We start from the raw sequence: 11105 nt of genomic DNA on the forward strand, positions 1-11105 counted from the left end.
CGTCGACACCTCAAAGATACTCGATGCATGTTTCCCGCGCGTTTCATCCAAGTTAAGGTTGGAAAGGGGCGCGTCTTTTCTTCGCATGACCCGTTTTCGCGACACGGGGCATGCGGGCCGCCAGCCTCAAATCACCCTATCACTTCCCTTTTCCAAAAACTTTCCGCAGAGAGGTTGAAGCCTGTCGCCTTCGCACATACAATACGGACTAGATGAATTCTGTTTCAGGGCGGGGTGAGATTCCCCACTGGCGGTAACCAGAAGGCAGCATGTCAAGCTGGAAGTCCGCGACCCGAGCAGATGAGGCGCCCACCGTGCTTCGTTCGCTTGGCTGATCCGGTGAGAATCCGGGACCAACGGTTACAGTCCGGATGGAAGAGGCAGAGAATCGCAGCGCGCCGCGGCAATTGCCGGGCGTGTCGTTGATGCGTATTCGCGGGCCCGTATGCAAAGGAATTCATACGGGCCCGCTTTTTTGTGCAGGGTGAGAAGCGGACCCGCAGAAACCCACCTTGCGAAAAGGAGGCTGCCATGTCAGCCACACAAACAACCAAGCAGGTCGAACTCGAGAACACGAACCGCTGGAGCACGCGACAGCTTGTCACCATGGCGCTCATGTGCGCCATCGCCGCGCTGTTCTCCTTCATCCAGATCCCCCTTCTACCGGCCGCGCCCTTCCTCACCTACGACCCCTCGCTTATGCCCGCAATGGTCTGCGGCTTCGCCTTCGGCCCGGGCGCAGGCTTCGTCGTCGGCGCGATCGCGGCGGTGATTCACGGCCTTATCCTGGGCGAATGGGTCGGCTCGCTCATGAACATCTGCGCGACGCTGTTCTTCGTCGTCCCCGCGGCGCTCATCTACAAGAAGATGCACACCCTGAAAGGCGCCGTTCTCGGCCTCATCGTGGGCGTTGTGTGCGCGACCGTCGGCGCCATCATCACGAACCTCACGATCGGCGTGGCGTTCTGGTATGGCAGCGTTAACGTCATCATGCCGCTTCTGCTTCCCGCCGTCGTGCCCTTCAACCTGATCAAAACCGTGCTGAACTCGCTTCTGACGCTTATCGTATACAAGGCGATCTCGAACCTCATCACCCCGAAGAAGAACCAGGTGAAAGGCCGCTAAGCCATGACTGGGAAACCTCTGCCCGAAGAACCCGCCGAGAACTCCGCCCCCGCGTCCGCCGAGGCGCCCATCATCTGCGTGCGCGACGTCTCGTTCACCTACGACGGCGAGGCGTTCGCACTCTCGGGCGCAAGCGCGCAGATCGAGCGCGGCGAGTTCGTGTGCATCCTCGGCGGCAACGGATCGGGGAAATCGACGCTTGCGAAGCATCTGAACGCGCTGCTCGTTCCCGATAAGGGGCGGGTGGAGGTTTGCGGCATGGACACCTCCGAGCGCCAGCACACCTACGCGATTCGCCAGAGCGCAGGCATGGTATTTCAGAACCCGGACGACCAGCTGGTCGCCTCCCTTGTGGAAGACGACGTGGCTTTCGGGCCCGAAAACCTCGGCGTTCCCACCGCCGAGCTGCGGAAACGCGTGACGCAGCGCCTTAAAGACGTCGGCCTTTCAGGATTTGAGAAGCACGAGACGCACGCTCTTTCCGGCGGGCAGAAGCAGCGCGTCGCCATCGCGGGTGCCCTTGCGATGAACCCAGAGATCCTCATCTTGGACGAGGCGTCCGCAATGCTCGACCCCCGCGGCCGCAAGGGGCTCATGCGCGTCGTTCGCTCGCTTAACGGTCAAGGCATGACCGTCGTCATGATCACCCACTTCATGGAGGAGGCCGCGCTCGCCGACCGCGTCATCGTGCTCGATGAGGGGAAAGTGGCGCGCATCGGCACGCCGCAGGAAGTGCTTGTCGATGTCGATGCACTTTCCGCCCTCAACCTGGAGGTTCCCTTCGCAGCCGAGCTTTCCCAGGCGCTGCGTCGAGCTGGCGTCCCCGTGGCCGCCGCCGTAACCGAAGAGGAGCTTGCGAAAAGCGTGTTTTCCCTGTTCGGGTCACGTGTGGCGAAAGCTTGCAGCGGCGATAGTGAGGATGCCGAGCGCCGAAGCGCGCACGATGAGGTGGCATCCCAGGGCTCGCCTGCGGAAGCGGCGGCCGTGCGCGAGGATTCGACCAGCTGCACGAAAACTTCCGCACCTTCCACCGCGCCCGCGGGCGGCGATGCGCTTATCCAGTTTGAGGGCGTATCGTTCACCTACGACTCCGCCGAGGCACGCCGTCAGCGCAAAGCCGGCAAAAAACCAGCCCCTAAGCAGGCAAAATGGGGCAATTCCCCCGAAGCGCTCTGGGCGCTCGACAACGTAACCCTCGAAGTGTGCAAAGGCGAGTTCCTAGGCATCGCCGGCCATACCGGCTCGGGCAAGTCGACCCTCATCCAGCACATGAACGGCATCTTGCACCCCACAAACGGCCGCGTCGTCGCCTTCGGGCGCGATGTCGCGGAGAAGGGCGCCGCCAACGACGTGCGCGGGCGCGTCGGCGTGGTGTTCCAGTACCCCGAGAACCAGCTCTTCGCGGCAACCGTGGCGGAAGATGTCGCCTTCGGGCCGCGCAACCTGGGCCTTTCGGAAGAGGAGGTCTCTGCGCGGGTCGAGCGCTCCCTGCGCACCGTAGGGCTTGACCCTGAGGAAATCGCCGCTCGCAGCCCCTTCGAGCTCTCGGGCGGCCAACAGCGCCGTGTGGCGTTTGCGGGCGTGCTCGCCATGGAGCCTGAGGTGCTCGTGCTCGACGAGCCCGCCGCAGGGCTCGACCCCAAGGCGCGCAAATCGTTCCTCAACATGGTGTCTCACCTGCACAAAGAGGGGCTCACCGTGGTTATGGTGTCCCACAATATGGACGACCTTGCGAATCTCTGCGACCGTGTTGCGGTCATGAGCGAAGGAAAGCTCCTCATGGAGGGAACGCCTGCCGAGGTGTTCTCTCGCGCCGCCGAGCTGACTGCCGTTGGGCTTGCGACCACCTCGCCCGAGCATTTCGCGAACCTTCTGCGCGAAGGCGGGCTTGCCGTTGCGCACGAGGGGCTTGCCACCGAAGACTCGATCGTCTCCTGTCTGCGAGGTCTCTTATGATGCGCGGATTTTCTTTCGGAAGCTATGTACCTAGCACAAGCCCCATTCACAAGCTCGACGCGCGCGCGAAGCTTTTGCTCGGGTGCGCGTTCATCGTGATCACCCTGAACGCGAGGTCCTTTCTTGCGCTTATTCCCGTGGCGCTGCTCGTGGTGGGAGCCTACGCCCTCGCCCGCATTCCCGCAAGGAAGGCTTTGCGCTCGCTCGCGCCGCTCATGTTCATCGTCGTGATTGCATCGATCATGAACCTGTTCGTCGTGCAGGGAGGGCCCGTCTATTTTGAATGGGCGTTCATTCGCATAAGCGAACAGGGCGTGCTCACCTGCTTGCTCATCGCCTGCCGGCTGCTGCTCATGATGGCGGGAATGAGCCTCGTCACGCTGACCACGATGACACTCGACTTGACGGAGGCCTTTGAACGGCTGCTCTCCCCCTTCGCGCGCTTTGGCGTGCCGGCACACGAGATCGGCATGATCATGGGCATCGCCCTGCGCTTCATGCCGCAGTTCGCAACCGAGTTCTCGAGCATTCGCGAAGCACAGCTTGCACGCGGTGCGGGGCTCAAGACCAGCCCCGTGCGCGGCGTGCAGATGCTCTCGTCGCTCATGACTCCCTTGTTCACCAGCGTTTTCCGCCACGCCGAGACGCTTTCGGCGGCAATGGAGGCGCGCTGCTACCACGGCAAGGAGGGGCGCACGAGGCTCCATCCGCTCAGCTTCGCCCCTCGCGACGGCGTCGCCTGCGGGCTTATCGCCGTCCTTCTGGCCTGTGTGATCGCGGTGAACATCCTGCTGTAAGGCTGTCGGGGCGAATTAGCATTCCTCCCCGTAGATTATTTCGTACCCTACCGTTTAAGGAAAGGAACCCTCATGACTGGAAACGAGAAGATCCTGCAGTACTTAAGCGCCGTGCCCGCGTGGTATCTCGCCACGAGCGTGGACGACCAGCCGCACGTGCGCCCCTTCAGCTTCGCCGCCGAGCAGGACGGCAAGATCTGGTTTTGCACCGCGACGACCAAGGACGTGTGGGACGAGCTCGTCGCGAACCCGAAGTTCGAGGCGACGGCATGGTGGCCGGGACACGGTTGGCTTATCCTCCGCGGACGCGCGGGACTCGACGACAAGGTCAACGACGGCATCCGCTACGCCGGCTTCGCGCATTTGAGCGGGCTTGGCGAGACCTACGATGGGCCAAACGACCCCACGCTCACGTTCTTCAGCGTGGAGGAACCGCAGGCTTGGATTTGCAACCATGAGGAATGGGTTCCCGTAGAGCTCTAGATGAATTACCGCCGCGCTGCCCTGGGCCGACGGCCGTTTTGTGGCACAATAGCGAAACGACATTCGACGAAGGAGAACAGCTCATGGCAAACGGCACCGAGGCAGGCACGCGGCCTGCAAATTTCCGCAAAGTTGGCATCGTGGGATGCGGGTTCGTGGGATCCGCATCCGCATTTGCGCTGATGCAAAGCGGGTTGTTCTCCGAAATGGTGCTGATCGATGTTGACCACGACCGCGCCGAGGGCGAGGCGCTCGACATTGCGCATGGCATGCCGCTCGCATCGCCGGCGAACATCTACGCGGGCGATTACGCTGACATCGCCGACGCCGGCGTCGTGATTATCACGGCGGGTGCGAACCAAAAGCCGGGCGAAACGCGCCTTGATCTAGTTAGCAAGAACGTCAGCATCTTCAAATCAATCGTGCCGCAAATCACGCAAAGCGGTTTCGACGGCATCCTGCTCGTCGTGTCGAACCCGGTCGATATCCTCACCTACGTGGCGCTCAAACTCTCGGGGCTGCCCGCGAACCGCGTCATCGGGTCGGGCACGGTGCTCGACACCGCACGCTTCAAGTACGTGCTCGGCGAACATCTCGGCGTCGACCCACGCAACGTCCACGCGCGCATCGTCGGCGAGCACGGGGATTCCGAAATCGCCATCTGGAGCCTGGCAAACGTCTCGGGCATCCCGATCGACGTGTTCAGCCGCCTGCGCGGGCGCGAGCACAGCGTCGAAACCATGGCGAAAATCGAGGCCGACGTGAAGAATTCGGCGTATGAGATCATCGAGAAGAAGCACGCCACCTACTTTGGCATCGCCATGTCTGTGAAGCGCATCTGCGAGGCGATCGTGCGCGACGAGAAGCCGATTCTTCCCGTATCGAACTTGATGGAAGGCGAGTACGGCATTTCCGACATCGCGCTTTCGATGCCCGCCGTCGTTGGCGCCGCAGGCATCGAGTACAAGGTTCCCGCGCCCTTCTCCGAAGACGAGCAAGTGCGCCTGCGCGAGTCCGCCGACATGCTCAAAGGCGTCATCGAGCAGCTCGACCTGTAAACTGACCTGCAAAACGAACGCGGCCGCACTTTCCCGTTTGAAGATGCGGCCGCGTTTTTGATGGCAAGCGCCTCGCTTAGGGGCGTATTACCAGGTTATTCGCTCTTCGCGGGCTCGTCGAAGGCGCCGGTGCAGTGCGGGCAGCGCGTCGCACCCTCCTTCACTTCCTCCAGGCAGAAGGGGCACACGGGCGGCTTCTTTTCTTCTTCCTTTTCCTTGCCTGCAAGCTTGTCGGCGGCCTCCTGCGCCTTGTTGACGGCTTTCACCAGCAGAAACACGATGAACGCCACGATGAGGAAGTTGATGACCGCCGAGATGAAGGCGCCAAAATCGATTTCAGTGCCCGGCACCACCAGCCCCGAGATCTCGCCCGGAGTGCCGCCTGCGATAAACGAGATGAACGGGTTGATGATGTTGGTGGTGAGCGCCGTCACGATGGCCGTGAACGCGCCGCCGATGATGACGGCGACGGCCAGATCCATCACGTTGCCGCGGTTGATGAAGTCTTTGAATTCCCCTAGGAACTTCTTCATGTCCTCCCCAATCGATTGAAAAGAAAGCGTGCGAACTTACAGCGAGATACTATAGCAAAAATCGCTGCATGCCCCAGGTGCGGCGGATAGCCACGCGCCGAACGCTTCCCCGTCAATTGCTATTTGCGGCTCCCGAGCTCTGCATTGCATTCCGCAAGCGTTGCCACAAAGCGCGCGACATCGTCCGCCGTCGTCGCGCCCGAGAAGCTCACGCGCAGCGTCGTGTTGCCCTGCGAGAGCGGGATGCCCGCCGCCTGGAGCGATAGCGGATGCTTCTTGCGCCAGGTACCGGCCGCCACGTGCTCGTGGTTCGATTCGCACGCCGATGCGCGCGACACGTAAACGCCGCGGTCGCTGAGGTACGCGACCGACTTCGCGTTGCGCAGCCCGGGCACGCTCACGCTCACGATGAAGGGGGACGCGTCCTCGGGCGAGTTCACGATGGCGTTGGGAACAAGACGCGCGAGCTCGGCGCGAATCTGCGCGTTCAGTGCGCGCACATGCGCGAGGGTTTCCTCATGCTCGGCCTGCGCCAACTCGATAGCACGCGCAAAACCCGCAGCAAGGAATACCGGCTCCGTGCCTGAGCGAAGCCCGCGCTCTTGCCCGCCGCCGAATGCGTTCGTGTGCAGCTTGACGCCGTCGCGCACGTACAACGCGCCGACACCGCGCGGCCCGCCGATCTTGTGCGAGGCGACGGATGCCAAATCGGCGTGCCATTCGCGCGGTTTCGGGGAGAGCTTGCCGAACGCTTGGGTGGCATCGACGTGATAGAGCGCGTCGGGGGCAAGCTCGTCCCGCATGCGGCCAATCTCCGCCGAGGGGAAGATGTAGCCCACTTCGTTCTGCACGTTCATGATAGTGATGAGCGACGTGGGGCTTTCCGTGAGCGCATCGCGCAGTTGCCCTAGGTCGAGCTTGCCATCAACCGCATCGATATAGGTGACCGGCCAATCCATTTCGCGGCGCATACCGCGCACACTTCGCGTGACCGACGCATGCTCGAGCGTCGAGGTGATGATCTTGGCGGGGTTGTCGCGACGCGCCGAGCACACACCGCGGACGGCAAGGTTGTTCGATTCGGTAGCCCCCGAAGTAAAGTACACCTCACCAGGCTCGACCCCGAGCGCACAGGCGATAGTGGCACGGCTCTCCTCGAGGACTTCCTTCGCGCGCATTCCCACGGCATGAACCGACGAGGGGTTTCCCCACGCGTCGCGCATCACCTCGTTCATGCGCTCGATGGCCTCGGGACGCGTAGGCGTGGTCGCCGCGTTGTCGAGGTAGCTTTCAGTTGAATGGCTCATAGCGGTTTCATTCACCTTTTTGCTCTTGTCTTGGAATCTCTCCCGTGCGATACGCCTTGAGCAGCCGCTCAAGATCTGCGATTTCGCGCTTCATCTGCTGCCCCTCGTCGGTGTCCCCCATGAGCGTGCGCTTCTTCACCTGCTCCACCATATGTCGGGACGAGTGGATGTCGATTTCCTTCTCTATCGCGGCCTGGGCCGATTCCAAAGGCTCGTGGGCCGCCAGGATGAACCCGTAGGAGTTCGAGATAAGCGTGTAGCCGGCGATTCCCGTGGTCGGCTGGTATGCCTTCGAGAAACCGCCATCGATCATGATGACCTTGCCGCCACATTTCACGGGATCTTCGCCATCTTTCACCTTCACGGGAACATGCCCGCAGATGATATGGGACGTTTCCGGGTCGAGCCCGAAATCGCGGAAGATGTTCGCGACCACAGCCTCGTCGTCGATCAGGGTGTAGAAGGGGTTCTTCACTTCCTTGCGCGCAGCCTTGTCGGCGATGAGGTAGAGCTCGAAGGTGGCCATCTTGCTTTTCGCAAACAGCGGGCTGCCCTGCCCAAGCCACAGATACCACAGCATGTCGCGCCCGCGACGGCGTTCTTCCTCGTCATGGCTGAAGAACGCGGCGCGCACGTGGCGCTCCATCACGTCGTAGAGCGCGCGGCCTTTGTACGTTTTGCCGTAGACGTCGACTTCCTTGAGCGAGCCGTCGGCGTTGAGCGGCACACAGGCATGGAAGAGCAGGTTGCCGTTGTGCACCTTGTAGAGGCTTCCCGCTTCCAGGAAGAACTGCATGTGGCGGCGGAGCTTCTCGCATCCGGTGAACGCGGCGACGAGGCGCTCCATCACGTCCTGTTCGGCAGGTGTGAGGGCGTAGGGGTTCTCCGGGTCGATGGTCGGGAAGACCTTGTCGGTGAGATCGTACTCGGTGCCGTCGAGCATCACCGTCCCGCGGGTGTAGTCGATCTTGTCCAAAAGCTTGCGTTCATCGAGGCCGAAAGCCGGGTTCTCATCGATGAGCTGGCCTTCCACTTTGAACTGGATGATTGCCATCGCCTTTTGGATCTTCACGTTCATCTCGAGCTCGGAGGGGGGAAGGTCGGGGTTGCCCTTGAGCGCGAACCCGACGCACGGGTCGTCAGCGTAGGCGTCGAGCGCGAACGTGGCGAGCGGCAGGATGTTGATGCCGTAGGCGTCTTCCAGGATGGAGAGGTTGCCGTAGCGCGCGCAGTTGCGCACCACGTGCGCGATGCAACCGCGCTGGCCAAGCGAGGCGCCCATCCACACGATGTCATGATTGCCCCACTGGATGTCCACAGAATGGTACGCCATGAGCGTGTCCATGATGGTGTGCGGCGCGGGGCCGCGGTCGTAAATGTCGCCGATGATGTGCAGCTGGTCTACCGCGAGGCGCTGAATCATGGTCGAGAGCGCTTCGATGAGCGCGATGCCGCGGCCCGTGCGCACCGCCGCATCGATGATGGCGCTGTAGTAGGCTTCCTTGTCAACACCGTGGCGATCCTCGGTCAAAAGCTCCTCGACGATGTAGGCGAACTCGCTTGGCACGGCGCGGCGGATTTTGGAGTGCGTGTACTTGCGGGCGGCGCGCTTGCAGACCGCGACGAGGCGCGGCACCGTGACGGCGTACCATGCGTACTCGTCTTCCACCTGCGATAGCGCAAGCTTCGCCTTCTCGCGCGGGTAGTAGATGAGCGTGGCGAGCGCGCGCTTCTCGGCGTCGGAGAGCGTGTCGCCGAACACGTCGTCGACCTTCAGGCGGATCGAGCCTGAGCCGTTGCGCAGGATATGCGAGAAGGCTTCGAACTCGCCATGGATGTCGGAAGCGAAGAATTCCGTCGACTTGGGGAGATTCAAGATTGCCGACAAGTTGATGACCTCGGCAGATGCCTCAGCGATGGTGGGAAACGATCGGGAAAGCAATTCGAGATAGCGCTTTTCGCCGGCTTCCATGGGCTCCTCCTTCTTGCGTGCGCGTACGAATTTCATGGTACCTGGTTTCTGCGCTCGCGGGAATGAGCGATATAGCAAAGGCAAGATTGCTCGGCGAGTCCTTGGCACGCGGAAAGGGCCCCGAGCAAGGTCGTGTACAAAATCGACGATAAGTTGTGAAGGAATGGTGAAGTCAGCTAGAAAAGCCCCAGTTGCTACACCCGCCGCAACCCACGTCCCCTTCGAAGGCCGCGACATCACGGCAAAGAAAAAGGTTAATTTGCAAGTTCATCCGAACACTTAAGTTTCGTTCTCGAACTCAGCCGGACATGTCCGGCTGAGTTCGAGAATTCCTTTCTGGAGGCGAGGGCCGAAGGCCCTCCCGAGAGAAAGGAAGAAGCATGGAGGAAAAGCCCACGAAGGCGTACCGCAGGCTGGACAAGTCCGACCGGGCCGCGATCGAGAACGGCCTGGACAAGCGCAAGTCGTGCAGGCAGATGGCCCGCGATCTGGGCCGCTCGCCGTCGACGGTGGCCGACGAGGTGGCCCGCAACCGAACCGTTTCGCGCGGGCCGAACAAGGGAGGGCGCGTCGCCGGCGAGCCCGAGGACGCCTGCCCCAAGCTGGCGTCGTGGCCGCATTGCTGCAACGGGTGCAGGCTCCGCAGGTACCACTGCAATCGGCCCTGGCGCTGCGAGTACTCGGCGGCCAGGGCGCAGGCCCTCGCCGACGCCGAGCTGCGGGAATCCAGAATGGGCGTCGACCGAGGCGAGGCCGAGTTCGAGCGCGTGATGGGCTTGGTCAGGGCGGACATCGCCCGCGGCCTGTCGCCCCAGCAGATAGCGCTGGCCAGGGCGGCCGAGGTCGGGGCGTCCCCATCGACGATATACCGGTGGATCGAGCGCGGCTACGCCGGCATGAGCGACCTGGAGCTGCGGCGCAAGTGCGGCTACAAGCCGAGATCCCACTCGGCGCCGCCCAAATCGACGGCGCACGGCGAGGCGCGCTCGTTCGCCGCGTTCATGGAATTGCCCGAGGAAGAGCGCGCCGCCGCCTGCGAGATGGACACCGTGGTCGGGCTCGCGTCCGACCGGCGGTGCCTGCTCACGTTGTACCTGAGGGCGTTCAGGCTCCAGCTCGCGCTGCTGATGCCCGACAAGGCCGCGGCGTCGACGGAATCGGCGCTGGATATGCTCGAGAAAGCCGCGCCTAGGGCCTTCGCCCGCCTGTTTTCCCTGCTCCTGACCGATAACGGCGTCGAGTTCTCCGACTGCGGGGGCATCGAGCGCTCCGCGCTCGACCCGTCCGCCAGGCGCTGCTCGGTCTACTACTGCGACGTCCGGCAGTCCCAGCAGAAGGGCGGATGCGAGCGCAACCACGTCGAGCTGCGCAAGCTGCTGCCCAAGCGGCGCGGCATAAGCTTCGACCGGCTCACGGGGCGCGATTGCGCCGTCCTGATGTCCCACCTGAACTCCGAGCCCAGGCCGTCTTTGGGCGGCATGTGCGCCATCGACATGCTGCTGGCCGCGCTGGGCGACGACGGGCGCGAGCTGCTCGACGCGCTCGGCGTCGAGAAAGTCCCCTACGGCGGGCTCGACATGACCGCCGGGGCCATCGAGGCCGCCCGCCGCGAGCGAGGCGAGGAGCCGCTCGTGCCGTAGCCGGCGCCCGGAAAACCGAATAGGCAAGGCCCTCCAGCCCGTCCGGATGAGTCTGAAATCCGACCCAGACGGGAAGGCGGAGCTATGCCCAAAACTCAACCGAACGCCCCGATTTGCCGCAGACCGGGCCATATCGACCTGGGAAAACACAGGACGGGCGCTCACGCGCCCGTCCTGCTAACTGCGAAAACTCTATTTATGCCGCAAGTGTCCGGCTAGAGATGAAAATCAACC

Annotated in this window: 9 protein-coding genes and 1 riboswitch; of the genes, 6 read left to right on the forward strand and 3 right to left on the reverse strand. The window is 62.7% G+C overall.

The genetic code is table 11. The annotated features are described in order from the left end of the window. Positions 1 to 216: 216 nt before the first annotated feature. A riboswitch (FMN riboswitch) is annotated at positions 217 to 387 on the forward strand. Positions 388 to 531: 144 nt separating this feature from the next. From ACMRQN_RS02875 to ACMRQN_RS02895, 5 genes are all read left to right on the forward strand, one after another. Further along, a complete protein-coding gene (locus tag ACMRQN_RS02875) occupies positions 532 to 1125 on the forward strand; it encodes an ECF transporter S component (RefSeq protein WP_418733739.1) in 594 nt (197 codons plus the stop codon). Between the two features lie 3 nt (positions 1126 to 1128). Further along, positions 1129 to 3081: an energy-coupling factor transporter ATPase gene (locus tag ACMRQN_RS02880; protein ID WP_418733740.1), complete on the forward strand. Its 1953-nt coding sequence runs from the start codon at positions 1129 to 1131 to the stop codon at positions 3079 to 3081. Then, positions 3078 to 3878, forward strand: coding sequence for an energy-coupling factor transporter transmembrane component T family protein (locus ACMRQN_RS02885; protein ID WP_418733741.1), 801 nt, complete (start codon positions 3078 to 3080; stop codon positions 3876 to 3878). The genes ACMRQN_RS02880 and ACMRQN_RS02885 overlap by 4 nt, the downstream gene beginning before the upstream one ends. A 72-nt stretch (positions 3879 to 3950) precedes the next feature. Next, positions 3951 to 4361 (forward strand): pyridoxamine 5'-phosphate oxidase family protein, encoded by a 411-nt coding sequence (locus tag ACMRQN_RS02890; protein ID WP_418733742.1) that lies wholly within the window; start codon positions 3951 to 3953, stop codon positions 4359 to 4361. An 83-nt stretch (positions 4362 to 4444) separates the two neighbouring features. Then, the gene (locus ACMRQN_RS02895; protein ID WP_418733743.1) at positions 4445 to 5419 is read left to right on the forward strand and encodes an L-lactate dehydrogenase; all 975 of its coding nucleotides are present in this window, start codon (positions 4445 to 4447) and stop codon (positions 5417 to 5419) included. A gap of 95 nt (positions 5420 to 5514) precedes the next feature. On the opposite strand, the gene mscL is transcribed toward ACMRQN_RS02895, so the two are convergent. The 3 genes from mscL to ACMRQN_RS02910 all read right to left on the reverse strand — a co-directional run bounded on the left by mscL (position 5515) and on the right by ACMRQN_RS02910 (position 9231). Beyond that, positions 5515 to 5952 carry a large conductance mechanosensitive channel protein MscL gene (mscL, locus tag ACMRQN_RS02900; protein ID WP_418733744.1) on the reverse strand — a complete coding sequence of 146 codons (438 nt, stop codon included), beginning with the start codon at positions 5950 to 5952 and terminating at the stop codon, positions 5515 to 5517. 119 nt (positions 5953 to 6071) lie between these two features. After that, the gene (locus ACMRQN_RS02905; protein ID WP_418733745.1) at positions 6072 to 7259 is read right to left on the reverse strand and encodes a cysteine desulfurase family protein; all 1188 of its coding nucleotides are present in this window, start codon (positions 7257 to 7259) and stop codon (positions 6072 to 6074) included. A 7-nt stretch (positions 7260 to 7266) separates the two neighbouring features. Next, positions 7267 to 9231, reverse strand: a complete 1965-nt coding sequence (locus tag ACMRQN_RS02910) for a fructose-1,6-bisphosphatase (protein ID WP_418733746.1) — start codon at positions 9229 to 9231, stop codon at positions 7267 to 7269. A 380-nt stretch (positions 9232 to 9611) separates the two neighbouring features. Here ACMRQN_RS02910 and ACMRQN_RS02915 point away from each other — a divergent pair, with 380 nt between their 5' ends. Next, the gene (locus ACMRQN_RS02915) at positions 9612 to 10871 is read left to right on the forward strand and encodes an IS30 family transposase (RefSeq protein WP_418733747.1); all 1260 of its coding nucleotides are present in this window, start codon (positions 9612 to 9614) and stop codon (positions 10869 to 10871) included. Positions 10872 to 11105 lie beyond the last annotated feature (234 nt).

The sequence above is a fragment of the Ellagibacter sp. genome, assembly GCF_048412355.1.
GTDB lineage: Bacteria > Actinomycetota > Coriobacteriia > Coriobacteriales > Eggerthellaceae > Ellagibacter.

Bases quoted from the DNA above. Each gene is read 5' to 3' on its own strand.
- ACMRQN_RS02885 (WP_418733741.1), top strand. From the start codon at position 3,078: ATGATGCGCGGATTTTCTTTCGGAAGCTATGTACCTAGCACAAGCCCC.
- ACMRQN_RS02890 (WP_418733742.1), top strand. From the start codon at position 3,951: ATGACTGGAAACGAGAAGATCCTGCAGTACTTAAGCGCCGTGCCCGCG.
- ACMRQN_RS02880 (WP_418733740.1), top strand. From the start codon at position 1,129: ATGACTGGGAAACCTCTGCCCGAAGAACCCGCCGAGAACTCCGCCCCC.
- mscL (WP_418733744.1), bottom strand. From the start codon at position 5,952: ATGAAGAAGTTCCTAGGGGAATTCAAAGACTTCATCAACCGCGGCAAC.
- ACMRQN_RS02910 (WP_418733746.1), bottom strand. From the start codon at position 9,231: ATGGAAGCCGGCGAAAAGCGCTATCTCGAATTGCTTTCCCGATCGTTT.
- ACMRQN_RS02875 (WP_418733739.1), top strand. From the start codon at position 532: ATGTCAGCCACACAAACAACCAAGCAGGTCGAACTCGAGAACACGAAC.
- ACMRQN_RS02895 (WP_418733743.1), top strand. From the start codon at position 4,445: ATGGCAAACGGCACCGAGGCAGGCACGCGGCCTGCAAATTTCCGCAAA.
- ACMRQN_RS02915 (WP_418733747.1), top strand. From the start codon at position 9,612: ATGGAGGAAAAGCCCACGAAGGCGTACCGCAGGCTGGACAAGTCCGAC.
- ACMRQN_RS02905 (WP_418733745.1), bottom strand. From the start codon at position 7,259: ATGAGCCATTCAACTGAAAGCTACCTCGACAACGCGGCGACCACGCCT.